Annotated in this window: 19 protein-coding genes and 2 pseudogenes; 4 read left to right on the plus strand and 17 right to left on the minus strand. The window is 59.9% G+C overall.

The features are described from left to right. Positions 1–110: 110 nt before the first annotated feature. The 6 genes from FHX16_RS24320 to FHX16_RS24345 form a co-directional block, all read right to left on the minus strand. On the minus strand, positions 111–992 hold the full coding sequence (locus tag FHX16_RS24320; RefSeq protein WP_259130817.1) for a PaaX family transcriptional regulator C-terminal domain-containing protein: 882 nt from the start codon (positions 990–992) through the stop codon (positions 111–113). A gap of 133 nt (positions 993–1,125) precedes the next feature. After that, the gene (locus tag FHX16_RS24325; protein WP_259130819.1) at positions 1,126–2,532 is read right to left on the minus strand and encodes an HlyD family type I secretion periplasmic adaptor subunit; all 1,407 of its coding nucleotides are present in this window, start codon (positions 2,530–2,532) and stop codon (positions 1,126–1,128) included. Further along, positions 2,529–4,673 (minus strand): peptidase domain-containing ABC transporter, encoded by a 2,145-nt coding sequence (locus FHX16_RS24330; protein ID WP_259130821.1) that lies wholly within the window; start codon positions 4,671–4,673, stop codon positions 2,529–2,531. The genes FHX16_RS24325 and FHX16_RS24330 overlap by 4 nt, the downstream gene beginning before the upstream one ends. Positions 4,674–4,704: 31 nt before the next feature. Then, on the minus strand, positions 4,705–5,007 hold the full coding sequence (locus tag FHX16_RS24335) for a hypothetical protein (RefSeq protein ID WP_183756510.1): 303 nt from the start codon (positions 5,005–5,007) through the stop codon (positions 4,705–4,707). A 26-nt stretch (positions 5,008–5,033) separates the two neighbouring features. Further along, a complete protein-coding gene (locus FHX16_RS24340; protein ID WP_259130823.1) occupies positions 5,034–6,257 on the minus strand; it encodes a GTP-binding protein in 1,224 nt (407 codons plus the stop codon). 21 nt (positions 6,258–6,278) lie between these two features. Further along, on the minus strand, positions 6,279–11,591 hold the full coding sequence (locus FHX16_RS24345) for a DUF4082 domain-containing protein (protein WP_259130825.1): 5,313 nt from the start codon (positions 11,589–11,591) through the stop codon (positions 6,279–6,281). Positions 11,592–12,041: 450 nt separating this feature from the next. On the opposite strand from FHX16_RS24345, the gene FHX16_RS24350 reads away from it, so the two are divergent. Both FHX16_RS24350 and FHX16_RS24355 read left to right on the plus strand, forming a co-directional pair. Then, positions 12,042–12,527 (plus strand): hypothetical protein, encoded by a 486-nt coding sequence (locus FHX16_RS24350; protein WP_210280963.1) that lies wholly within the window; start codon positions 12,042–12,044, stop codon positions 12,525–12,527. A gap of 316 nt (positions 12,528–12,843) precedes the next feature. After that, positions 12,844–13,828 (plus strand): annotated as a pseudogene (locus FHX16_RS24355) (substrate-binding domain-containing protein). Positions 13,829–13,841: 13 nt separating this feature from the next. Here FHX16_RS24355 and FHX16_RS24360 read toward each other — a convergent pair. Together FHX16_RS24360 and gspD are read right to left on the minus strand one after the other, a co-directional pair. Then, positions 13,842–14,426 carry an A24 family peptidase gene (locus FHX16_RS24360; protein WP_259130829.1) on the minus strand — a complete coding sequence of 195 codons (585 nt, stop codon included), beginning with the start codon at positions 14,424–14,426 and terminating at the stop codon, positions 13,842–13,844. Continuing rightward, positions 14,426–16,459, minus strand: a complete 2,034-nt coding sequence (gspD, locus tag FHX16_RS24365) for a type II secretion system secretin GspD (RefSeq protein ID WP_259130831.1) — start codon at positions 16,457–16,459, stop codon at positions 14,426–14,428. The genes FHX16_RS24360 and gspD overlap by 1 nt, the downstream gene beginning before the upstream one ends. Positions 16,460–16,760: 301 nt before the next feature. Between gspD and FHX16_RS24370 the strand changes: the two genes are divergently transcribed. Further along, a complete protein-coding gene (locus FHX16_RS24370; protein WP_183756505.1) occupies positions 16,761–18,455 on the plus strand; it encodes a GspE/PulE family protein in 1,695 nt (564 codons plus the stop codon). A 20-nt stretch (positions 18,456–18,475) separates the two neighbouring features. Here the strand turns inward: FHX16_RS24370 and FHX16_RS24375 are convergent, their stop codons facing one another. From FHX16_RS24375 to FHX16_RS24415, 9 genes are read right to left on the minus strand one after another with little or no spacing between them, the layout of a single operon-like run. Continuing rightward, entirely contained in the window at positions 18,476–18,928 is a 453-nt protein-coding gene (locus FHX16_RS24375) for a hypothetical protein (RefSeq protein ID WP_259130833.1), read from the minus strand. Further along, on the minus strand, positions 18,925–19,485 hold the full coding sequence (gspM, locus tag FHX16_RS24380; protein ID WP_183756504.1) for a type II secretion system protein GspM: 561 nt from the start codon (positions 19,483–19,485) through the stop codon (positions 18,925–18,927). Before gspM ends, FHX16_RS24375 begins: the two co-directional genes overlap by 4 nt. Next, entirely contained in the window at positions 19,482–20,531 is a 1,050-nt protein-coding gene (locus FHX16_RS24385) for a PilN domain-containing protein (RefSeq protein ID WP_183756503.1), read from the minus strand. Before FHX16_RS24385 ends, gspM begins: the two co-directional genes overlap by 4 nt. A 16-nt stretch (positions 20,532–20,547) precedes the next feature. Beyond that, positions 20,548–21,420: a general secretion pathway protein GspK gene (locus tag FHX16_RS24390; RefSeq protein ID WP_259130837.1), complete on the minus strand. Its 873-nt coding sequence runs from the start codon at positions 21,418–21,420 to the stop codon at positions 20,548–20,550. Then, on the minus strand, positions 21,410–22,054 hold the full coding sequence (locus FHX16_RS24395; protein ID WP_183756501.1) for a hypothetical protein: 645 nt from the start codon (positions 22,052–22,054) through the stop codon (positions 21,410–21,412). The genes FHX16_RS24390 and FHX16_RS24395 overlap by 11 nt, the downstream gene beginning before the upstream one ends. Next, the gene (locus FHX16_RS24400; protein WP_183756500.1) at positions 22,051–22,461 is read right to left on the minus strand and encodes a prepilin-type N-terminal cleavage/methylation domain-containing protein; all 411 of its coding nucleotides are present in this window, start codon (positions 22,459–22,461) and stop codon (positions 22,051–22,053) included. The genes FHX16_RS24395 and FHX16_RS24400 overlap by 4 nt, the downstream gene beginning before the upstream one ends. 8 nt (positions 22,462–22,469) lie before the next feature. Beyond that, positions 22,470–22,928 carry a prepilin-type N-terminal cleavage/methylation domain-containing protein gene (locus FHX16_RS24405; RefSeq protein ID WP_183864491.1) on the minus strand — a complete coding sequence of 153 codons (459 nt, stop codon included), beginning with the start codon at positions 22,926–22,928 and terminating at the stop codon, positions 22,470–22,472. After that, positions 22,903–23,367 (minus strand): type II secretion system major pseudopilin GspG, encoded by a 465-nt coding sequence (gene gspG / locus FHX16_RS24410; protein WP_259130839.1) that lies wholly within the window; start codon positions 23,365–23,367, stop codon positions 22,903–22,905. The genes FHX16_RS24405 and gspG overlap by 26 nt, the downstream gene beginning before the upstream one ends. Before the next feature lie 5 nt (positions 23,368–23,372). Beyond that, on the minus strand, positions 23,373–24,581 hold the full coding sequence (locus FHX16_RS24415; RefSeq protein ID WP_183756498.1) for a type II secretion system F family protein: 1,209 nt from the start codon (positions 24,579–24,581) through the stop codon (positions 23,373–23,375). A gap of 354 nt (positions 24,582–24,935) precedes the next feature. Here FHX16_RS24415 and FHX16_RS24420 point away from each other — a divergent pair. Then, positions 24,936–25,780, plus strand: a pseudogene (locus FHX16_RS24420) (copper oxidase); the annotation flags it as partial.

Here is a 25,780-nt window from a genome sequence, read left to right on the forward strand (position 1 = left end):
GGGTTTGTCGCGCGGTTCCCGAATGATGCGAGCCGCGCGTCCGCATTTCGCTTCACCCGCGCCGCCATGGGACGACCGTGGCGGCGCAAGTGCTCACAAAACCTCGTGGCTTACCGCTCACTGCCTTCCAGCATGTCGAGCCGATGGTCCGTCCCTTCGGTCCACGCCGGCAGCGAACCGGATGCCGTGACGAACCTTTCGGCGACATAAGCGTCGGCCTTGGTGGAAAGGTGTCGGTAAAGCTTCGCGAACAACCGCCTCGCCGCGCCCCCTGGCCAGTTGTCCGGGAGTGCCGAGACCGGCAATCTCGGGTCATGCAGGTGAACGGTGCGGAAGCGATGGACGAGGAGCAGGCGCATTGTCAGCGCTGTGGCTGGCGGCACGTTGAGAGTTGAAAGGCCGTCAAACTGCGCCAGGAATACCTTATAGGCTTCTTCGTGCGCAGACAGATCCCAATACTGGGACGCGAAATCCCTCAGAGCCTTGGGGTCGTGTGGCGAATCCGCCCGGAATACAAGGCCGGGAACTGCTGTTGCCATCACATGCGCGGGGCCGACGGCCAAGCGGTTGTTGATGCGCGCATGTCCGGATCGCTTTAGCATCTGCATTGCGTCTTCGACTGCTTCCCCAGTGACGTGGACAAACTGCCATCCGTCGTCCTCGGGTGCGCCGAACAGTACGCCTGCCGCAGCGGCGAATTCGCTTCCTGCCGATTCTGACAAGCGGTAGTAACTACGCCGACCTTCCCGTTCCCCTGACAATTGACCGGCAGCAACGAGGCGGGAGACGGCGGTGCGCACCAGTGTTTCGCTGATGCCGACGCCTGCGCAGGTCTCGATCAAATTTCCGATCCAGGCGATGCCGCCGCGCGGCTCTACGACATCGCCGTAGATCGTCACGATGAAACCCGCGGCCTTCAGCGGGGTTTCCTCGAGAATCCGCTTTATCAACCCGCTTGCTTCTGCATGTGCCGAATTCGCCGCTGCCGTCACCGGTTCCTCCTTGGGTGGTGGAACTGCGACTATCATATTGCGACGACCGTTTGCACCCTCGTCGTGGACTAAGGCGCAGACGGCAAGCGCCGATCAGCGTTGATCGTTTTTCATTTTCCCCGGCCGGCGCGTATCACGGCTCCCGGATTGCGCTGTCGAGCCCGCGCAGGATGGGATAGAGGAAGTAGGAGATGACCGTGCGGCGCCCGACCATGATCTCGGCTGACACCGTCATGCCTGGAAGCAGGCGGACGGGTTCGTCCGACCCTTTCAACCTTGGATCTGCCAGCGGGATGCGGGCCTTGAAGTAGGGAGCCGCAGTTTGGGTCGCAGCCTCCTGCTGTGTTGGCGTGAAGGCGTCGCGGCTCACGGTCCTGACTGTTCCAGATGCGGTTCCGAACTTTTGGAACGGATAGGCATCGAACTTGATGCGAGCTTCCTTGCCGGTCGTGATACGACCGATGTCGCGGGTATTGACCGAGACCTCCGCCTCAATCGGCACATTGAGCGGAACGAGGGTGACGATTGGCTCCGCCTCACGTACCACGGAGCCGACCGAGCGCGCGGCGAGATCAAGCACGACCGCATCGGCGGGCGCCGTCATCGCCACCATGTCTCGCCGCAGCTCCATCTTCTTCACTTCCTCGGAGGCAGTATCGCGCTGACTGCGCAGATCGACGAGTTGCTCCATGGCCGCGCGCCGGAAGTCTTCGATGAAAGCCTGCCTGTCAGCTCTGAGCTTGGCGAGGGTATGCTCGGCCTCGTCGGCCTTACCCTGCACGGCGGTTAATGTTGTCTCCACATCCAGGCGCGCGTCGCGCGAGCCGAGCAATGTGATCAGTGATCCGCTCTCCTTGTTGTAAAGCCGCTCCCGGGCGTCTTCGATCTGGGACAGCGTGTCGCGTCGGTTCGTCAGAACCTCCTCCTGGCTTCTGCTCGACGCGATCGTCGCTGACTGTGCAGCGATCTGCTGATCATAATTTTGAAGCTGGGCGGCGCGGTAGGCGCGACGCTGGTCGAACAACTGCATCTGCAGCAGTTCGTCCCGCGTGGATCCCGCGGCCTTGGCGTAGTCCGTCCCGTCAAGCTCCGCCTCAAGTCGCCTCACCTGCGCGTCGAGTGCCATGAATTTGGCGCGCTGCTGATCGACATCAGACTGGCTGAAGGTTGCATCGAAGGTCGCCAGCACCTGGCCCTTCTTCACGATCTCTCCGGCCGTGACATTGATCGTCCTGATGATCGAGGTTTCGAGGGGTTGCACAACGATGGTTGGCTGCGTGGTTATCAGCTTTCCCGGTGCCACGACGACCTCGTCGATCGATGACACGGACGCCCAGACAATGGCCACCGTGATCAATGCGGTGATGCCATAGAGGGTCATGCGGGCGATCCTCGGTGGAGCGCGCTCCTCCAACTCAACGGCATCGGACTGGAACTCTGCGATCGCGGCTGGCAGCGAGCGCCTGAGCGCCGGTTGAGTGACCGGGGCGGGTGCTGGAACTGGAAGGTTCTCTCTTGGTTTTTCAGCGCGCGCGTTCATGCTACCTGCCTCATCTGCTGGGACCACAGGTGACGGTATGTCATGCAGCGTGTGACCAGTTGATCATGCCTGCCGATATCGGCGATCTTGCCGCGTTCGACGACGAGAATGGCGTCCGCATCCACAAGCGTGGAGAGGCGGTGAGAAACGATGACCACCGTTCGCCCGGCCGCGATCTGGCTGAGGTTTTGGCGAATGATCGTTTCGCTGTCCGGGTCGAGCGCGCTGGTGGCCTCGTCCAGGATCAGCAGTTTCGGATCGGTGATGAGTGCCCGGGCAATTGCCAGACGCTGTTTCTGCCCGCCCGACAGGTTTGAGGCGTTCTCCTCCAGCATCGTGTCGAAACCGCGGGGAAGCCTCTCGATGAACTCCTCGGCGCCGGCAATGCGTGCCACCTCCATGATTTCCTCGATACTTGCGTCGGGCTTTGCCGCCGCGATGTTTTCGCGCACCGTGCCGCGGAAAAGGAAGTTGTCCTGCAGCACGACACCGGTGCTCGTCCTGAGATGCACAAGGTCGATTTCGCGACTGTCGTAGCCGTCCATTCGGACAATGCCCTGCTGGTTCTGATAGAGCCCCTGGATGAGCCGGGTAATCGTCGTCTTGCCGGAGCCGCTCTTGCCGACAACACCAAAGACCGAGCCTGCAGGAATATTGAAGGAAACCTCATCGAGCGCAGGGGGGCCATCGGGACCGTAGCGGAACGTGACCTTGTCGAATTCGATGTTGCCTCTGAGGTGCGGGCGAATACCGCGGCCGCGCCCGGCTTGCTCCGGACGTTGGTTCATGATTTCGCCGAGCATCCGGACCGAGAGTGCGACTTCCTGGTACTCGTGCACCATGGTCACGATCTGGACGAGAGGACCCGAGACCCGGCCGGCCAGCATGTTGAATGCCACCAGTGCACCGATGGTCATTGCGCCGTTGAAGACATCGAGGGCGCCGAGCCCGATGATGGCGACGCTCATCAGCTTTTCGAGGAGCCCGGTCATCGATTGGGCGACGGTCGAGATCTTGTCGACCCGGAAACGAACGGAAATCGATTGCGCGGAATAATCATCCCAGGCACGGCGCTGGCGGGGTTCAAGCGCCAGCGACTTGACGGTGCGCATCCCGTGCACAGTTTCCACAAGCAGTGCTTGTCGGTCGCCCTCGGCCTTGTAGAGGGCCTGGAGGCGACGTTGGAAGGGTCCGACCAGCAGCGCGACGACCAGGCCGACGAGTGCTGCAAAGCCAATGACGACCAGGGTGAGCTTGACGCTGTAGAGAAGCAGGATCGGAATGAAGACCAGGAGCGACACGCCATCGAGGAGGGTCAGAAACAGGCGACCCGTCAGAAACTCGCGGATCCTTCCCGTCTGTTGCATGTGCTTGACAAGGACCCCAGCTGACGCCTGTTCGAACAAGGCGATTGGAAGATTGAGCAGATGCCCGAACGTGCGTGTCGCGATGCGGATATCGATCCGGTTCGTGGCATAGAGCAACAGGTAACGGCGTAGGAAGCTGAAGGCAGCATCGAAGACAAGGGCAATGGCGATGCCAATCGTCAGGACCGTGAGCGTTGCATAGCTTTGATGCACCAGCACCTTGTCGATGACGAGCTGGAAGAAGATTGGCGTCATCAGACCGAGGCCATAAAGGACGATGGCGGCAAGCGCAACGTCGCGGAAGAAACTGCGCTGCTTGATGATTTCGGGAATGAACCAGCGGAAACCGAATGGCTGATCGGCATCGTTAAGGCCGTAGTTCCGCTTCATCATCACCACGGATCCGTGCCAGGATCGGGTGAATTGCTCTTCGCTCAGGTGAATGAAGTCGGGGCGCTCGGCCAGGGGATCGAGGACCCTGATCATCGGCTCCTCTTCGCCCATTGCAGGCCCGGCAATCACGACCCAGTTGCCGTTCTCGAGCTCCGCCAGCACAGGAAAGGCTTCGCCGAGCCCAAGAAGCGAAGTCCAGCTGAGGCTGATATGCCGGGCGCGCAGCCCGGCATCTTTGGCCATGCGCAACAATTGTCGGAGCGCGACGGGTTGGTCATTGACTGCGTAATCGTGTTGCAGGCGCTCGGGTGACAGGTCAACGCCATGGTGGCGTGCCACGAGAGCAAGGCAATGTAGGTTGGTGTGCAAAAACGTACTCATGGCCCACCCGGGTGTCTGCGTTGATGGTTCGTCAGTTGAAGTTCGGCGACGCGTTGCCCGAGGCACCGGAAGGAGGGATGATCTCAGCCTTCTGATTGGGGTCGTTGACGCGCCGCACGGCGCCGGCCTCGACCAGTCCGCCCAATGCCTTCTGCATCAGGTCGACTGCATTCGCGAACGCATCGACGGGCATGATGATCCTCTGCCGGAAGACCGGTTTCGGATTGTTGCTGGCATCCCGTTCGGTGGCCGACAGCGACATCAGGTCGATGCGGACGATCGTGCCGGTTACCGTGATCTCGCCGATACCGTCGGCATAAAGTTCGTTGCTCATTGTCGATCTCCTCGTTTGGAACGTGCTCATTGATGGTGATGGTGCGCCTGCTGCCAGGCAGGGAAGGGGTCGGCAAGCTGTCTGCCGAGTTCCGGGTCAAAGTGGGTCTCTTCCCCGAAAAGGCAGTCGTCGAGCGCTGTGCTGATCGCTTGCTGGTCAAGCCCGGCGCCGATGAACACCAGTTCCTGGCGGCGATCGCCGAAGACCAGATCCCAATGGCGGTCAAGCAGCTGGCGAAACTGCGGATAGCGTGGCCAATGCGCCTTTGACACGCTTGCCCACCAGAAGCCCTTGGTATCCATGCGTCGCTGTGTACCGGCAATCGAAAGGAGCCCGATCTCGTTCGGCCGCGTCGCCAGCCAAAAATGTCCCTTGGCGCGAATGAGGCCCGGCCACTGCTGCGCGAGAAAGCGGTCGAGCGCAGCGGGGTCGAAAGGACGGCGTGCGCGATAGACGAAGCTTGAGATCCCGTACTCCTCGGTTTCCGGAACATGGTCGCCCCATCCGTAGAGCTCCTTATGCCAGTACGGGTGGCGGGCCGATTTGGCCTCGCTGAAGAGGCCGGTATCGAGAATGGTCGACAGGGGAAGCGCACCGAAGTCGGTTTCGATGACACGCGCATCCGGATTGAGGGCCGCGACGATCCGGCGAACGGCCGTCCGGGTCTCGGCGGCCACTTCGGAAACCTTGTTGATCACGACGACATCGGCAAATTCGATCTGCTCTACGAGCAGGTCTACAAGCGTTCGTTTGTCATCGTTGTCGCGAGTTTCGCCACGATCGCTCAGGAAATCGGCGCTCGAATAATTTGCAAGCAGGTTTGCCGCATCGACCACCGAGACCATGGTATCCAGCCGCGCGACGTCACAGAGCGCAAGGCCGTTCTCGTCACGGAAAGAAAACGTAGCGGCAATTGGCAGCGGTTCGGCAATGCCGGTGCCTTCGATCAACAGATAGTCGAAGCGACCGTCGGCGGCGAGACGGCGGACCTCGGTCAACAGGTCGTCACGAAGGGTGCAACAGATGCATCCGTTGGTGAGTTCCACCAGGGTTTCATTGGTGCGCGACAGGTTGGCACCGCCATCACGAACGAGCTCGGCATCAATATTGATTTCGCTCATGTCGTTGACGATGACGGCAACCCGGCGTCCTTCCCGGTTACGCAATACATGGTTGAGGATGGTTGTCTTTCCTGCGCCGAGGAAACCCGCCAAAACCGATACTGGGAGGCGCTTGTCGCCACCTGTCATGTACACTCTCCCCACTCGCCGCTACGCTGCGAGTTGCTGCTTGAATGCGACGTCGACGTAGTAGTTGGTGCTGTTGAATGTGCTTGTCGGGAACAGCCCGCTGGAGCCGTATGCATAGAGACCGTTGCCGCCACTTAGCGCCGAAGACATGGCCTCGAGATTGCCGTTGGTCGTGCTGTTGCTGAAGTAGTTGCCCGTCGCCGAATAATTGCCGTTGGTGCTGTAGGACACGACATAAGTGGTGTTGGCATCGATCGCCACCTGTTGAGCCAGGTTGACCGACTGCCAACCACTTGCGCTCTCGTTGGTGAAGGTCGCGCTTGCAAGAAGAGTACCGCTTGCCGTCCAGAGGTAGCCTGTGTGAGAACCGGTATTCTCGGCGCTTTTGTAGAAGCGAATACCGGTAATCCAGCCAGCCGCATCCGACTGGAACTTCATGCCGAGATTGACCGGGCTGTTGTCGTTGACCGAGACGATCGCCGGCGTCGTACCGGCGGCGAAGACATTCTGCTCGCTGCCTTCGTTGGAAATGTTGAGGGATGCCTGCGCAGTGGACGTTGCACCCTTCGTATCGGCGATGGTGTAGGAAAAGCTCGCAGATCCGGTGTAGCCCGTTTCCGGCGTGAAGGTGATCATATTCGACTGGCTGTCGAAGGACACCGTTCCGTGCAGCGCGTTGCCGACACTGGTGACGGAAATCGCGTCGCCATCTGGATCGCTGTCATTGGCGAGAAGTGCCGAGGCGAGGATCGTCAATTGGGTATTTGCAACACCTGATATCCCGGAGTCGTTCGCGGCGATAGGGGAAGCGTTTTGAGTCGCTGTCTGATAAAGAACGTCGACCCAATAGTTGGTTGAATTGTAGGTTGCGGTTGGAAACAGGCTGCCTGTGCCATAGGCATAAACGCCATTGCCCGTAGAAGATGCGGTCAGAGTGCCGTTTGAGTGGCTGGTCGTGAAATAGTTTGGCGTGGCCGCATAGAAGCCGTTCGAATGATAGCTTGCCACATAGGTAACGCCTGCGGAGATGCTGACAGGTTGTGAGAAGGTTACCGTTTGCCAGCCGCTTGTTGTCTCGTTCGAGAAGGTTGCGGACGCAAGCAAGACGCCGCTGCTGGTCCATAGCGAACCGACGTGCGTACCGGTGTCTTGCGCGCTCTTGTAGTAGCGCAAGCCAGTAATCTCGCCCCTTTCGGAAGTGGTAAACTTGACGCCGAGCTCCACCGATCCTGGGTCATTGCCCGCAACAATGGTGGGCGCGTCGGTCGATGAAAACAGCCCTGTACCGCTTGGCTGTGCGCCAACCGTCAAGCTGACGGTTGCAGAGGCGGTACCGCCGCGGCCATCCGCGATCGTGTAAGAGAAGTTTGCTGCGCCGACGTATCCTGCTGTCGGAGTGAACACGATCGTATTTGTCACGCTATCGAAAGTGACTGTGCCGTTTGCCCCGTTTGCAACGCCCGTGATCGACAACGGGTCGCCATCCGGGTCGTTGTCGTTCGCCAGGAGGGCTGCTGCCGCAATGGATAGTGCCGTGCTCGAGTAGGTGCTGAAGCCGTTATCGTTGGCTGCAACAGGCACCGAATTCACCGTCGATTGATTGAATACGACATCGACCCAGTAATTGGATGCCTGATAGCTGGATGTTGGGAAGGTCGTGCCGGTGCCGTAGGAAAAGACGCCGTTCCCTCCGCTCGCCGTCGCGGAAACGCCGGTGAGGGCTCCGTTGGTATGCGCTGTGTTGAAGTAGCCGACAGTTGCCACATAGGTCCCGGTCGTGTGATACGATGCGACATAGGTTACCCCGGCCTGGATCTGGATCGGGCTGGAGAACTTTGCGGTTTGCCAACCGCTGAGAGACTCGTTGGTGAAAGTTACAGTCGTCAGGAGCGTGCCGTCAGTGCTCCAGATCGAACCAGTGTGGGTACCCGTATCGCCGGACGCCTTATAGAAACGAATTCCGGTGATCGAACCGCTGCTCGATGAAGTGAACTTCATGCCCAACTCGATAGCGGAATTGTCGGTAAACGCCTGCCCCGTGGGACCTTCGTTCGGCTGAAACAGCGACACGCCGGCCGCAACTTCGTCCACGGAAAGGCTCACGCTCCCCTGGTCCGTGCCACCTCGTCCGTCCGAAAGGGTGTAGCTGAAGCTTGCCGGCCCGATGTAGTTGGCATTCGGTGTAAAGATCACGTTGCCGGTTTGAGTATCCAGCGCAACCGTTCCGTTGACTGCATTGCCAACGCCGATGATCGTCAGCGCATCACCATTGGCGTCAGTATCGTTGGCTGTCAGCGAGGCAAATGACACTGTCAAAACGCCATTGCGGGAGATGGTAAAGCCGCTGTCGTCGGTTGCCACGGGTGTGCTGTTCGGACCAGCGTCAAACACAACATCAACCCAGTAGTTTGATCCGCCAGGGTTGTTGCCCGGGAAGGTACTGGTGGCGCCGTATGCATAAACACCACCACCATCAACTGCCTTCAGCACGCCATTGGTATAGGTCGAGCCAGGAGTGAAATAGTTCTCGGTGACGGAATAGAAGCCGTTGCTGTGATAGGAGGCAACGAAGGTCGTCCCCGCGGGGATATGAATTGGAGTGGAAAAGGTGACTGTTTGCCAGCCTGAAAGGGACTCGCCCGTCGATACGCCCGTGGCAAGCAGTGTCCCATTGGCGTCCCACAAACTGACTTTATGTTCACCAACGTTGTAGAAGCCTTTGTAGAAGCGAATCCCCTCGATATAGCCGCCGGTGGTGGACTGAAAACGGACCCCGAGCTCGACGCCGTCGCGGTCGACCGCAGTCTCGAGCGTGGGCTTGGAGGCCAGTGTCCAAAGACCGGTCGTGTCCGGCAGTGTGACAGTGACCTGCTTTCCAGACGATGGCGTCTCCAGGTTGACGCTGTCGTCGACGGCACGCGACATGATCGTGTAGGTGCCGCTCGCCTGGACGACCCAGTTGTAGCTCCAGTTTTCACGGCCGGTTGCCTTGAACCAATGCTGGCCGCCGTCAGTAGACACCTCGATCCCGGCGATAATGCCGCCGCCGAAGTCCTGGGCCGTTCCAGTGATCGTGACGTGCTGGCCTTCGACAAAACTCGCACCGATGATTGGCGACGTAATCGTTGATGTTGGCTTCAGGTGGTCAGTGGACTGCGTCGCGAGAATAAGGCTGGCATCCAGAGTCGTTGGCTGGATTCCCATGTCTGCAAACATGTTGACCATAGCCTGCTGGACGTTAGGGTCGGTTGGCGTCTCGGCGCCTTGGTGTTGATCGTTCAATCCCCAGGACCAGAAAACGGTGCCTGCGCCGAACACCAAAGCTCCGCTTGCGGCTCTGTACATCGTCAGGCTGTGGTCGACGACGGCATCGCCAACGCTTGTTCCATAATCCCGGAGGTAAGTGTTCACCGCCACCGTAGACAGAGACAGGTTGATCAGCCCGTCTGGCCGGAACCCATTTTCGACGTCGGAATCCCATTCATAGCCAAGCAGGTTCTGGACGAGATTGTATGTTTCTCCGGGCTGGAGGTTGGCAACGTCGGTGTTTCGCCAGAAACGCAGGTTCGAATAATCATAAGGTATGGAAATGGTATCGGAGCGATAGCTGTCGACCGTGAACATGGTTCCGGTCAGTGAGTTCTCCGGCTCCTGTCCGGGGTCGGCATAGCGTGGATCGCGCCAAGTGCCGGTGCCGATATCGCTCGGATCCGTGCTTGTCCCCCAAGTCTCCTTGTAGCAAACCATGGTCCGGTAGGCTTGGCCGTTGCCGTCAATGCTGCTTTCCCATCGTACTTTCCAGTAGCATTCATTTCCGCTCCAGAACGCCAGGTTGACGCCACTATCGCGGGCTGCTTCGACGTTCGCGCGCTGTTCGCCTGACCAGTATTCGTCGTGGCCAACGGAGAGGTAGGCTTGATGGTTAAGGAGCAGATTGCCATTGCGAGACGCATCAACGCCGGAGATGTAGGAGACGTCATAGCCGTTCTGCTCAAGCCATTGGATTGCTGAGTGCTCGGCGCCAAAGATGTAGTCCCAGGTTCCGCCGGTGGGACTGGTGTTCGTGATAATGGGGCGGTTGTAGCTGATGGCCGAGGCGCGGCCGATCGCGGTCAGGCCGCAGCTGCAGTTAGGCGGCAGGTAGCCGATCATGTTTGCTGGATCGACCGGCACCTCTCCGTAGTAAAGGCTTGCTCCACCCCATGCGTTGTAGGCCTGCCAGGTCGTATCGGAGGTCTGGAAGACGATGTCGCTGTGCGAAGCATCGTCGCGCACGACAAACGGAATGATGCTTGCGTCTTCGGTCCCGTCCTCCCGCACCAGTTTGGCGATGTACACGCCCGATACTGCGTCATCCGGAATCTGCCAGCTCGCTGAAACCGACCAGTTGCCACAGTCGATAAGGCCAAGCGACATGTCGACGATGGGGTGCGGCTGGATCTGGGCCGTCGTCAGCGACTTGTCAATCGACGCAACCTTGCGCGCGCCATCGCCGCCGTAATAGCCGAGACGATAAATGTCGATGCGGTAGTGAGTCGAGTCCGTTGCGATCTTGAAGTCTACGGTGCCGCCGACATTGGTGCTGATTTCGGTAGCAAAACCCTGAATGGTCCCGCCGCCGTCGCCGTCGAGGCCCCATTCACTAATGGGGTTGCCCTGCTTCATGTTTTCGAGGGCAATCTTGTTCAGGGTCGGGGTAGCCGCTACCGTCTGAGTGACGGCCACCACCGTTGTTGTTGATGCGGTCGCAGCCAGGGTCATCGGCGCTGGCGCGGCGGACGCATCTTGCTCAGTGGTTCCCACGTCAGCCGTTGCCACGCCAGTGGTTCCGACGATTGCAGCCGAAAACGTCATGGCCGGAATACTCGACGTATCGGTCATGCTTGAGACCGGCAGCGTGACGTCAGAGGCAACCGACAGAGAGGACTCTAGCGAGATCGCGGCAAGCGGCGTGGAAGGATCGGGGGGCAATACGGTACGGGGCTGAGCTGTCGTCTCTGGATCAGTAGCGGAGGAGCTTGCCGTCGATGTCGCATCGGCGGTCAGCGTCCGGCTGGCTCCACCGGTCGCGTCGCTTGTGGAGGTAGCGCTTGAAGCCGGCGACATTTGCGTCGCGGCTGGATCATTCGTCAAAGGAGACAGAGTGGTTTGCGATCCCGTGAGCGAGTTCACGGAGCCGACAGCGCTGGGATCAGTAATCTGCGGAGCACCGGCTGACGAACCAACAGCTGCGTTCGCGAGAAGAGAGCCGCCCGTTGCCACTGCGCTGTAAACGGTCGACGTGCCGCCGAACGCGCTCAGATAGTCACGGTTCTTGATGTTGATCCTCAGCATGAAATCCACCCCCCAGTCGCAAATGCAGCAGGTGTCAATCGTGTCATGTTTGCCGCGAAAGTGTACGACAGCAATGAGCGGTACTCGACGTTGCAGACCCTACGCCGATAGGATGATATGGCACTCGCCGACCTGAGCTAGCGAGGAATTGGTCGAGAAAACCGACATGCCTCGATGCTTGCATGTTGCCTCCGCGAAATGATCCGGAAGCACGCTTCAGGCTCGTCTATAGTTCATTTTTCCAGGTTGCTCAGGCGCTGCTGCAGATCGAGACTAAGTAACTAAACGCTCATCGCCGCAGCGAGCGAAGGCGATGAAGCGAGCTGCACAATTGGGGGGATCCAGGTGCCGTATCACTTCGATTGGAGGCCGGGAATCGGTGATCCCACGATTGGCGGATGGATTACCGTCGCACTCTACTTTGTTGCATGCGTGAGCTGCCGCAGGACGATGGCAACCGTCCTTTCACCTGGCTCGAGCAAGCAATTTGACGGCTTCATCTGGCGTGGAATTGCCATCATGCTTTTCTTGCTGGGCATAAACAAGCAACTCGACATCCAGTCCGCTTTCACGGAGATTGGCCGAATGATCGCTGCATCAGAAGGGTGGTATGGCGAGCGTCGAGCGGTACAATTCTACTTTATCGTCGGCATTGCCGCCCTTTGGGCGGTTGCGTTGCCAATAGCTGGTTTTTGCCCAAGAAAACTATCGCACCAAACTTGGCTGGCCCTCGCGGGATCGATGCTTGTGGTGGGCTACGTCGTCATTCGAGCAGGATCTTTTTATCATTTCGACCAGTTCATCGGCAGCCACCTATGGGGCCTCAAGTGTAACTGGGTCCTTGAGATGACGGGTATTGTCATCGTGCTGCTCGCGAGCGAATGGCGGCGAGCAGAACTCCATCGTCAGATGCGGCGACAGACGATTCTCCAATAGACGATGCGATGATCAGCGCATTTCGCGGACTTAGCGGGCGCGGCCCAGCATTGATCCGCCTCTGTCAAAAAGAGAACGAACGCCGCAAATTCAATCCAAGGGTCTGCGTAAGGCAGAGACCGAGAAATGTCGGGTCCCTATCACGCTCATGCGCTCGTTCCACAGGATGTTCCCAATATGCAAACGCGTGCAAGTGTAGGCGAACCCAACAGCGACTTCGACCAAGACCGTCATAAAAGTTTCATCCGGAACTGCCGGCGGGAGGCTTGCACGCTTTTGCAGCAATATGCAAAATCTTGCAAATGGAGATCGAGCCGTGTCCGCAAAAGTGTTTGTGAGCAGCCAGGAAGTGGCTGAAAAGGCGGGGTCTCACGATCTGCGGTGTCGCGGACATTTACGCCGGCGCCAGCGTGTCCCAAGAGACGCGCCGGCGCGTGCTCGAAGCAGCCGAGGCGCTTGGGTACCACATCAATGAACTTGCTCGCGGTCTCATGCGAAATGAGAGCGGCATCGTCTGCCTGATCGTCTCCGACGTTGCAACGCCCTACCGTTCTGCCCTTTTTGGAACAGCTTACACTGCTGGTTCAGAACGCTGGCAAGGTCGCGATGCTTGTCAATACGGACCGTGCCGATGGCAGTGTTGATCGTACTCTCAGGCAAGCGATCCGTTATCGCGCGGATGCGTCAATCATTCTCTCCGGCATGCCTGATAAGTCCATTGCCGAGCTTTACCTGCGCAACGGGCAGCGTCTCGTCCTCATCAATCGCGACGATGAGCAGCCCGGCCCGCTGCGGATCAACCTCGATGACTACGAGGCCGCTGGACGCGTGGTGACGGCGTTCGTCCGGGCCGGATGTCGAAAGCTCGAATTCGCCAAGTCCAACGCGGGAACACCGAGCCTCATAGCCAGAGAGCGGGGCTTCATCGCTGCGGCAAGGGCCCTTGGAATGGAGGTTTCAGTCGAGCGTCATGGGTGGACGGGCTGCGAAGCGGGCAGGGTCCTGGCTCAGCGAATATTGACGCGCGCAGAGCGCCCGGATGCGGTCTTCTGCGCAACCGACCTCCTGGCTTGCGGTTTCATGGACGCAACGCGTCAATACCGGGCGAGTTATGCATCGCGGGCTTCGACGATATCGAGCAGGCCTCGTGGTCTTCCTACGACCTGACAACCGTTGGCCGTTTTCTACGATCGCTTCAAACGCAGTCGAATGGTTTTCGAGGGCCACAGTCGGAGAATGGGGTGCAGTCGATCAAGCTTCATGCCGAACTGATCTGGCGGGGATCAATCAGGGGGGCATAGCGCCCACGGCCTCTCAGAATAACGGGAGGTTGCTCCACTGTGCCAGGTACCACCCGGCCCAGATGGCAGGTGCCAGAAACGACGCGTAGGGGATGCGAGCCGTTGCGGGCCAATGGCCCTGGTGCCTGCTTTTGGCGAGAACAAAAAGAAGTGCGGCAAGGGTACCGAGAAAGACGACAAGGGCGAATTGCTGCCATCCGACCCATACGCCGGCAGCCGCACCGAGCTTTACGTCGCCAAGCCCAAGTCCCTCGATACCACGCAGCCTCAAGTAAACCTCACGTACCAGAAGCAGTGATCCGCCGGTGAGCGCTGCATCTGCAATGATACCAAGCAATGACCTCTCCACATCGTCACCCAGCGGATCGAGACCGAGCAGGAATGCGCCGACCCCGATCGCTGCCAGCGCGAGATTCAGAAGGTTAGGAACCCTGAAATTGAGCCAGTCCTCGATTGTAACCAAGGTCACCAGGGCGGCAAGCACCGCGCCGAGGGTTGCGCGCGGCAATGGCAGGGTCGTCAATCCGACCACAAGGGCAGCCAGTGCCGCGATCGCCACTGCTGCCAGACGTGTATCGATGGTTTTTGGCCACTGCACTATTTGACCTTGCGCCCGCCCATTCCCCACATTTTCGACTGCAGCTCCTCGGCGACGCTTTGCGCATCGCGACCGTCACGAATGACCATGGGCCTGATCAGGATCAGAAGCTCTGTCCGGGTATTGGCGCGGTTCTTGCTGCCGAACAGATTGCCGACGACCTTCATCCGATTGAGGCCCGGGATGCCGTCCTTTGCGCGCTGTGCCTGTTCGCTGATCAAGCCGCCGAGCAGCACAGTCTGGCCGTCGACGACGGACACGGAACTCGAAATGCTCCGGTTGGAAATCGTCGGCGTCAGGCTGTCCGGCGACGAAGACGAGGAGATCTCCTGTTCGATGCGCATTGCTACGACACCGTTCTCGGCGATGCGTGGGCGGACATTCATGATGATGCCGGTATCGCGATATTGCACCTCGTTGCTGACAGGCGCATCAGCCGCGTCTACAGGGGTAACGGTGCGCGTGATGATCGGGATCTGGTCGCCGACCTGGAAGCGCGCAACTTCGTTTTCCAGCACGACGAGAGACGGGGACGACAGGATCTGAACGTCTGTGACCTTGTCGAGGGCGCTGATGATGATGTCAGGGCTGCTTTCGGAGCCAAGAACGAAATTGAAGCCGGGCACTTCGCGCGCGATATTGTCGGCGAGCACGTTGAAGAGGCCAACCGAACCGTTGTCCGATCCCGCTCCGAGGTGATGGCTCTTGACGAAATACTGGACGCCGAAACGCATGTCGTCGGTCAGGCGCACTTCGGCCATCGTGACGCTGATTGCCACCTGTAACTGCGGCACGTCAATCCGGGTCAGCGCACCGAGCACCCGCTGGCGCATTTCGAGATCGCCGTAGATCACAATGGAATTGTTCGAAGGGTCGGCACGAATGCGCACCGCGTCGGCACCGAGTTCGTTTGATGTCGGTTGACCGAAGCGCGCAGGATCGATCTCGGCCGTGTCGGTTCCGCCGCCGCCGGTTTGGCCGGCACTTGCCTCCGCTGGCTGGGCAGCAGCATCGGCGGTGTCAGCAGACGCTGGAGTTGCCCCTGGTTTTTCGTCGCTTTCCGTGTCGTCGCCAGTCGAGAACAGCTTTTGCAGCAGCTCGGCAATCTTCGTCGCGTCCCGGTATTTCACGCGGTAGACATGCACGCTCTGCCCGAAATCGGGGTTTTCCCGGTCGAGCCGACGAACCCATGTCTGCGCGCGCTCCGTCAGCGTGCGGCTTTGCGACACCGCCAGAATTGCGCGAAGACGCGGCATCGGCATGAACTGGATTGCACCGTTCTCGCTGCCCTTGGCCGCGAATATGCGTTCGAGTTCAGGTATAACAGCCTCGGGCCGGGCATTCTGCAGTGGTAGAATGCCAACCGCCTGATCCTTCATCCAGTCGACATCGAACGCGCCTGCCGTTTCGATCGCGGCCTGGCGGTCAGCACCACTGCCGGCGATGACCAGCAGATTGCGTGTCGTTTCCACACGAATTGCGCCAGGCCTTGCGCCGAAGCCATCGATCAGACGGGCAAGCGTCTGTGCGCCGATATAGCGGACGGGAAGGATGGTGATGCCGAAGCCAGGGCCGCTTCCCCTGACCGTTGTCTGCCCAGCTACGGCCGAACCGGCTTCAACGATCTGGTAGGCGTTGCCACGCTTCACGAGGTCGGCGCCATTCATGTTCAGGAGCGTTTCCAGGATCGACAGCAGTTCGCCCTTTGCGACCGGGCGGGCCGTCGAAAGCGTCACCGAGCCCGAGACCTTCGGATCGATCGTATAGGTCTGGCCAAGCGTGTCGCCGAGGATTGCCTGAACCACTTCACGCAGCTCTGCGCCCTGGAAGTTCAGGTTGACCTCGCCTGCGGCCGGGGTCTGCCCCGTATGGATAGGGTCTACGACCCCATCGCCCGGCGTCACAAATGTAACTGCCTGGAGGGGGCCCGAGCTCGTTGCGTTGTGAGACGCCACCGATCCGTCAGGGCGCGGCGAACGAGCGGACAGGTCTGCATTCGTCACGGAACCGAGGATAGACTTGGGGCTATCCATGGAACCATGATCGGGCAGCACGCATCCGGTGGCCAACACACACCATCCGAACAGCAGGCCTGCACGACCAATTGCACTGCTAGGTCCCATCTCCCCTCAACTGATTCTCTAGCTTCCAGTATCCGAACCTAGCATTTTTCAGGGGGCGCGTTATCGCTAATGGCGACTATGCACATCTTACAGTAGGCAAACCGTAACGGCCTGATATCTTACCCAAAGGTCGGCATGGACTTGTCGTTCAACTTGGCGGACGCTGTTGCAAATCGCAGGAAGGACGCAGCGCAGACGAGGCGATATCTGGATGGCCACTGCAACGACGTTGACGGACTTTGTCCGATATCTGACGACGAACGATAATCTGGTCGGGCCATCCGAGAGGGTGTCGCTTGAGCGGATGTTGAAGGCTCCCCCTTCGAGCTACAGTCAAATCTGGGAGACCGGCGTACTGTCGGGAGATCAGCTCGCCGAGGCAATTGGCGAATTTCACGGGCTCGGTCGCGCCGCCGTCGACCAGATAGAGTTCCGGCCCGAGCTTACCGCCGATCTGTCGCCGCGATTCCTGCGCGCGGCATGGGCGCTTCCGGCACTGGAGAAGGGCCAGCAGATTCTGGTGATCGCCGACCCGACACGCGAGGAGGCGATCGAGGCGGCGGCGGCCGCGCTCGGACAACGCGTGGAAATGAGAGTGGCGACGTTCGAAGAGATGGCGATGCTTTTCGAACGGTTGCTTTCTAAGGATCGGGCAAACGTCCTTTCGCCTGCCGACCAAACGGCAGCGCGCTCGCAGAGTGCGGCCGAAGAGGATCTTGATCGCCTTCATGATCTCGCGAGCGGCGCGCCCATCGTCAGGGCCGTCGACCAATTGCTGGAAACCGCGTTGAACTTGTCGGCAACCGATATCCACATCGAGCCCCAGCCGGATGGCGTGCGGGTGCGAATGCGGGTGGATGGCATGCTGAGGACCATGCAGCCGCTCTCGAACGATATCGCTCGTGGTGTCGTTTCACGCATCAAGATTCTCGCCGGACTCAACATCGCCGAGCACCGGCTGCCGCAGGACGGGCGCGCTCGTATCACCATCAACACGACGCGCGCCGATTTTCGTGTAGCGACGATGCCAACCTTGCATGGCGAGGCGCTTGTTGCCCGAATTCTCGTCAAGGGTGCCGAGGCACTTGATCTTTCCCGACTTGGCATGGCCGCCCGCGATTTTTCTATTCTGCGCACCCAGATCGCCGAGCCGCATGGGCTGATCGTCGTTGCCGGCCCGACGGGGTGCGGCAAGACGACGACGCTGACGGCGGCGCTCTCCAGCCTCAACAGTCCCGAACGCAAGATCATGACCATCGAGGATCCGATCGAGTATCAGATCGCCGGCGTAAGCCAGACGCAGGTGAAGCCATCGATCAATCTGACCTTCGCGAATGCGATGCGCTCCTTCCTGCGCCAGGACCCCGACATCATGATGGTCGGCGAGATGCGTGACAGCGAAACCGCGTCGATCGGCATCCAGGCAGCGCTCACGGGGCATCTAGTGCTTACGACGCTGCACACCAACAGCGCAGCCGATGCGATCATCCGGCTGATGGATCTCGGCGTCGAAACCTTCCTCCTTGCGTCCGCCTTGCGGTGTGTCATCGCACAGCGACTTGTCCGCAGGCTCTGCGAACGCTGCAGGGCGCCTGTGAACGATGGTGCCGGCGCTGAGCATGCCGCCCTTGCGCGTCGCGGCTTCGTCCCGCGCCCTGGGGACAGCTATTTCCGTGCAGTCGGTTGTGCCTATTGTGGGGAAAGCGGTTATCGAGGACGCGTCGGGATATTCGAGGTCCTGCCCGTCGATGCCGAGCTCAGCGGGCTCATGCGCGATGACGTCGATCCCCAGAAAATCCAGACAGCGGCGGTGCGTGCCGGCATGACCACGATGCTCGACGATGGCTTTGCGAAATACCGAAAGGGCATCACGTCGATCGAGGAGGTTCTGCGCGTTACGATCTGAGCGTTAAGATCTGACGGGCGCTATTGGGTCGGGGCAAACATCCGATAGTCCTGGCGCTGGCCGTTCTGTTCGAGCTTGACCGTACGGTTGTCGACGATGGAGACGACCCAGTTCTGAAGCCTGTCGCCGTCCTTCAGGCGATGGATCTGGCCGCTCGCGGGGTCCTGCAGGAGTGCCTGGCGGTTGCCGCTGATCGAAATGATCCCCACGAGCTTTATCTCAGGTGCAGATGGCGACGTTTCGGAGACACTGGCAATGACTGGCGCAACGTCTACGACCGGCTCATCAGCGACCGGGGGCTGCCTTGAGGGTGAAAACAGCGGGTGAAGCCGGGTCGCTTCGAGCTTATCAAGGGTCACGCCACTCAGCCACGGCGTCGCTGGAGCGCTGGGCTCCGATTGGGACAGAGCCGCGCCCGCCATCGCCACCAGGGCGACGCCCGTCACAATTCCAGATCTTTTCAAGCCGGTCACAGCTTGCTCCTTCGCCAGTAGCCCTCGACCGAGGCTGAAACGCGCAGTACAGGCGGCTCCCTGCTGCTGACGCTTGTTTCCGCGCTCTCGATCGTGATCGATTTGAAGAGCAGGGCTGTCGGGTTGCTTTCCGTCGCAAAGAGAATTTGCTGCAGCGGCTCCGTGGTCGTCTCAAACAGAACGCGCATTTCGACGGCGCCGTCGTCGGGTGCATCCTCTCCGGGGTCGACGAATTCAAACTGAGCGATCTTTGCTCCGGTCTCGCCGATCACATCGGTCATCAGGCGTTGCAATTCGGCGGCTGCGACAGCCGGCGTGTCGCCTGGGAGGTAGATCGCGGCACCATCGCCGTCTTTGTCATCCGTGTTGCCTTCGAGCGCCGCGAGCCTGGTCTTGAGTGCCTCCAGGGACAGCCGCTGCTCGGCATTTTCCTGCGACAGCCCACGTGCTTCCATCACGCTCCATGCCGCTATCGCCCCAGGAACGAAAAACAGGCCAGCGAGCACAGCAATCGTTGCCATTCTGACGTTTCTCGCGGCGCCCTGCTTCCGGTTCATTGTGTTTTGGCTCCTGCAAGATGGGCCAGGATTTCGAACCGCTCTTTGCCGTTGTCGCCATCGCGGACGACCGGCGCGGAGAAATTTGCGGCTTCGAGCATCTCTGAGTCTTCGATGATACTGATCAGCCGCGCGGCATTGGCGGAAAATCCTGCAATACGCACATTTCGATCTGCAACATCAAGCGTGGTGAGATAGGTCGTATCGGGGATGATCTTCGAGAGTTCATCGATCAGGACAACCATGGAGGCGGCATCCCATTTGCGCGCCAGTTTCGCGCTGGAACTGTCGGCCTGTTCCGCCTTCTGACGCGCCTTGTCAATCGTGCCGCGAAGGCTGGCGAGGGAGGCTTCTATCTGCTTTTTCTCCTGCGTTGCCTGTTGGAGCTGAAAGCCGCCAACTGACAGCATGGCTGCCCCAATTGCCGCGAGGACGCAAAGGGACGCGAGAGCGATGCGCGTACGTCTCGCCGTAAGTGCCGCTTTCGCGCCCGGTAACAGATTGATCCTACTCGACTTCGCGAGTGGATCGGTCGCAAGTCCGACGACGACGGGCTTGATGCCGACAGCCTCGAGGGGATCGATCGCCGACCGCATCGCAGCGAGCGAGACCGCGACGACGCGAACATCTAGCTGATCGGCGGTGTCGGTCGCTTCGCCGTCCTCAAGATCGTAGTCGAACGTCATCTTGTCCGCGGGCCATGGAAGAAGCTGTTCGAGCTGATGGCGGATGATCGCATCGACATGGTGTCTGCTTGCCGCCGGGAGTTTGAGCGATCGCACGACCGAACGATCCGCGCCAAGCCGCATTTCGACTGGCTGTGTTCCGACGACGCTGCTAAGCCAGCCGAGCTCATCACGGGGTCCCTCGGCCTTGTGGATCGGCCCCGCCCTGGAGACGCGGTAGCAAACGAGCCTCGCCGGCTCCTCGACAACGAGAAATGTTCCACGGTTCCTGCGGGGGATGTTCGCTGCGGCCTGCCAGGAAACCATCTCGCCGAGCAAGGCTGAAAAGCTTCGTTTGATCGATGTGGTTATCCCGGTCATTCGATACATCTCGCCATCAACGTCCCCCCGTTCCGGTAAATGTCCAGGCATAGACGACATAGCCTTTGGGGGTGTCGGTTGCGTCGGCGACGACCATCTCGGCGGTTCCGACCCGGCCGCTTTTGCTGTGGGCAACGAGGTTCACGCGAAAGACGGTCGGCCTCTCCACCGTGAGGAAGCCTTCATATCTCTTTACCAGGGCACGCCGCTCGTCGCTGTCTTCGTCGTTACGCAACGCTGCAATGGTCGTGGCGTCCGCCTCGCTCATACCCGGGATCGCAAGCAGCGCCTTCCGGGAGGCCGCTCCCGGATCAAGCATGCCAGTCCGGTTGTGCACCGTGAGAAACGACTCGAGTTTCATGTAGTCATTCTCGCTCAGTCCCTTGAGAAAGCGCAACTCGCCAACCGACTGGAATTTTGCGTTCATGGGCAGGCCGCGCGCTCCGTTTCCCCTGTAGTCGGAGCGCTCGGCGCCTTCGGGTGTCCGCTCGTCGTCTCCGTCGCGCCAGTCAACCACCCGTGCCGCAAACGCGTCGGGGGAAAGCGACTGGCCATCGACTGCCTTGAATAGCCCTTTCAGCAGTTCGGGCGGAGAGGCATTGAGATCGAGCCGTCCTGCTTCTGCGGCAACCTGTAGGGTGACACTTCCGGTCGAAAGCGTGATGATGCGGCCGTCGACGAATGCAGCGTCTCTGTCTTCGGTAAAAAGAAGGTAGGCGGACGCCGTGGCGCCGCTGTCGAGCAGGTTCTCGGTCACGAGATCGTCCACGCCCAGACGCGTGAGAACCAGGGTCGGCTGCGCCGACAGCACCAGCGTCGATACGATTCCTGCCAGCAAGCCGCATACGACAAGGGTTGCCAGCGTGACATATCCGCCATCACGTCGCATCTGGACCTCCCTCGCAGCTCGCGCCTTCCGGGCATAGCCGTGGCGGATCGACATGGGGGGAAACCACCAGCGTCAAAGGTGCGCGCCGCGAATCCGACTTGCTCCATATCTGCAGGCGAATGACATCGGGAAGCGTCGGGCGATCGGACCAGGAATTGCTCCACACGAAGCCTTTCCGGGTGTTTTCAGCAAACGAGAAGCGATAGTCCCATGCTCCCTGCAGCAGTGCTGTCGGTGGAGCGGCGCTCACCTTTTCAAAACTGGTTGCCGAGGGAAATCGCGCGAGGGCAGACCGGACGAGAGCGCCAGATCTGACTGAAATCCAGACCAGTTGATCGGATGCGGAGCCGGTCGCGAGACCGACTGCAGTTTCACTGCCATAAAACAGGAGGGGCGCGCCGGCCTGCTCGCTGGTCTTGATGGCAGCAACCTCTGACAGGTCGCGCCTGAGGGCAGTGAGCCCTGTGGCAAGACGCTCGATGTTTCCGGCGTCGCGACTGGCCGCCGCAGAAGACCGGGTCACGAGATAGGCCGACAACAGCAGCGCCTGAAAGACGAGCGCGCTGAGCAGGAGGACAACCAGGGCCTCCAGCATGGCAAAACCACCCTCTGAACTCTTGCGCTCCTTCCTCATTCAGCCACTCCGACCAACAGTCGATCGACCGCCAGCCGTCGCGAAGACGATACGTCGACGGAAAGCCTCGCCTCGAGCAGTGTCTGTCCCTCCGGCCCCCGCCCATCGGCCTCGGGAGATCGTGTGATGACGGCACGCCACCTGCGTCCGTGGCTCACGCCAGCAAACGTGCCGGGACGAACGATCTTTCCCTGCAGTTCCTCGGCGAGGACTTCCTCGGCGACCAGCCGTGCTTCGAGCCAGGCATGCGATTGAACGACGGAGGCGCGCGCCGAGACCAGGCTTCTCGGGACCACGTATAGAACAGCTGCGAGGATGGCGACGGCCACCAGAACCTCAAGCAGCGTAAATCCTTGATCGCGCCGGTCGTGTGCATTCGGGGCACTCTTAGTGGGGGCCGCACACATGCCGGGCCTCATTCGAGTGCTGACAGCGCAATGCCTGACGTCAGCGGGTTGACCGAGATGCGGAAGGTCGCGCGCGGTCCCGAGATATCGAAGGTCCCGCCGGAGGAGCGGCCATTGGCCTGAAAGGATACCATGCGGCCGTGCGCGGCGCGCTCCACCCGGATCGCAGATCCTTCGCTCAGCATGACCCGTCTTGCGGAGGAACCGGACAGGACCGTGCCGCGACGCGTGTCGATGGTCGATACGACGGTGCGGCCTTCCGCCATCGCGATGTTCCGGTCCTGTCGCAGGAGTGCCGCGATCTCCGCTGCCTGAACCTTCAGGCTCATCGCCTGGCCGGCGTTGATCATGTAGGGCAGTGCCATCGCCGCCACGAAAGCAATGATTGCGAGTGCTGCCAGAAGTTCCAGCAGCGCAAAACCGCCATCACTCGAAGAATGGCTACTGGATCGCGATGTCTGCGGCATTGTCGGCCCCCCCTTCAACGCCATCGGCACCAAAGGAAATGATCTGGGGTCGCCCCTTGTCACCAATGCGGTATTGATATTCGTGGCCCCAAGGATCCAGCGGAACCGAGGCCTGCTGGATATAAGGGCCCTTCCAGCGCTTGATCGCCGAGCCGCTGACCAGCGCGGTGAGGCCCTCTCGTTCTGTGGGGTAGCGCGAGGTGTCGAGGTAGAAGAGATCGAAAGCCGAGGTCAGGGCTTCGATTTGCAGCCGTGCGGCACGCACACGAGCCTCCGAGAGGTAACCAAGAACGCGCGGAGCAGCAATGCCAGCAACCAGGCTGAGGATCACGAGCACGACCAGCAATTCCAGCAGGGTGAAGCCTCCGTCGCCCCTGTCCGTGCGGCGCCGGGGAGATTTGCGGGTGGTCGGCAGTGGGTGTTGCAGCGGCTTTTTCATGGCGGTCACATCAGTAGATCGTTCAGGCTGAGCAAAGCCGTGATGACCGAAACGATGATCCAGGCGATCAGGGCACTGACAGTCAGCAGAACCAGCGGGCCGATGATCGCTGTGGCACGGGCAATCGAGCGGTCGAGCCGGGTCTCGTAGTAGGTTGCAACACGCAGCGCGGCCTTGCCGGTGTCTCCGGTGGTTTCACCGACCCGAAGCATCTGCAGGCCGTAGGGCGGAAGGAAGGAAACGCGGGAAAGGGCATCGGTGAGCTGACTGCCGTCTCTGACCCTTGCCAGAACTTCGGCCACGACCTCTGCGGAGTGCTCGTCACGCATCAAGCCGCGTATAAGGCGAAGGGATGTCGGCAGATCGACGCCACTCTTGTTCAGCATGGCAAATGTCGAACAGAAGACGACGGCGCGCTCCTGCATCAGCAGCGTATCGAAGCCTGGGAGATAACCGAGCAGGGAGAGGAGGATCGACTTTGCCGTCTTGCTGCGGGTGATGACGAGGGCAAGGCAGAGCGCACCGACACCGATGGCCGATATCAGCGTGCTGTTGGCCGCGACCGCGCGCGACAGGGTAAAGACGATCGAGGTCGATGCCTTCGCGTCCGCGCCCATGCCGACCAGCGCGTTGTCGAATTCGGGAATGACGACGGTCAGAACGAAAAACAGGACGCCCACGGCTGCAAGGACCAGAAATGCAGGATAGGCGAGTGCCGAGGTCAGGCGGCGTCTGAGTTCCCGACCCCGCCGCCGCTCCTGGGCAATCACCTGCAGCGTGACGTCAAGGTTGCCGGCAACCTCGGCGACCTCGACCATCTTGATATAGGTCGGTGGAAATGCCGCCGGATAGGCCTCGATCGCTTCGGCGAAGCTGTGTCCCTTTGAAACCACGTCCAGAAGCGAACGCGTCATGTTGCCGAGCGCATGCCGCTTTGTCGATTGATGGATGATCTGTAACGCCCGGTCCAGGGCAACACTTGCAGAAAGGAGGGCAGCGAGATCTTCCGTGAAAGCTGTTACATCGTCGTAGGACGGAGTCGACTGGAACGACAGGCCCAGTCCTGCGCCTGTTTTCTTCACTTCCTCTATATCAATTGGAAACAGGGACCGACGCTCAAGCTCCGCGGCCATCAGCGCGCTGGAGTTTGCCTGCAGAATACCCTCGAGCATGTGCCCCGAGAGATCGATCGCCCGGTACCTGAAGTTTGGCATTTTCGTACATCGCCCCTGATGCGTCGAAAATTCATACAGTATCGATCGAGTTCATATCTGGAAATAAGTACAGGGTAATTATACGAAATTCGGGAAAACATTCAACCGTCCCACTATTTAGAAAATATAAATTCGACGGTTTGTTTCTGAAAAAATCTGAATATTTTAAAAATACTACGATCCTGTTTGTTTTCACAAGTTTTAGGGTGTATTGTAGGGCCACCGTCACGCATTGATGGAACTCGTTACATTTGATTGGGGGCTGGTCGAATGTATATCTCTAAAAACGCGTCAAGAATCCGTCAACGAGAAGCACAACTTGCTCGAGATAATCGGGCAGAGATAGTTTGGGCATTGAACCAGGGGCAGGTCACCCGTCGAGAATTACTCAAATGGGGGATCTTTACGGCAAGCGGATATCTCGCCTGCAAGAACGGGCTAAGCCCGTTTGCAACGAGCGCCTATGCGTCGGTTCCGACAGGAACACCGCGAACACCGCTGTTCGGCATCCAGAAATTTTCTCAGCCGATGCATCGGCTGAACCATCTGAAACCGTTGCCGATCACACGGACGGCTGAGGGCCATGCGGCCTTTCCGGCCGGCCTTGGCGAACGGCCGGCCAAGCGGCTTTCCTATCACACGGATTTTTCCGCTGACCCCGCGAATGGGGCGTTTATCAATCCGCTGACGCATCACGGGCCGATCGAGGGGCGTCCGCCCGGCGAAGTGTTCGCGCACCAGCGATGGGACGAGTTCTTCCCCAAGGTCGGCTACATCATGCGGCTTGGCCAGATTTCGCAAACGGGCGGCCACAGCTATTTCCACGACCATTTCCCGGTACAGGAGCCGAACAGCTGCTGGACCTATGCGTCGGGTCGCGCTGGCGAATGCGGCTTGCCGCCATTCCTGATCAAGGGGCGCTATGGCGAGCCGATCATCACGCGCATCTACAATGACCTGCCGACCGACCGGAAGGCAAACAACGGCTTCGGGCGCAATGAAACCCAGTTGCATTTCCATAACGCTCATAACGGTGCGGAAAGCGACGGAGCCGCGAATGTGCATCACTTCCCCGGTACGTTCTACGACTACCGCTGGAGTACAGCGCTGGCGCGGCGCGACAAGATCAATACCCAGGCCGGCGACCCGCGTGCTTCCGGTCCCGACGACAATATCGGCCTCGTCAATGTGGCTGGTGA

Source organism: Rhizobium sp. BK661 (assembly GCF_024808825.1).
Taxonomy (GTDB): domain Bacteria; phylum Pseudomonadota; class Alphaproteobacteria; order Rhizobiales; family Rhizobiaceae; genus Rhizobium.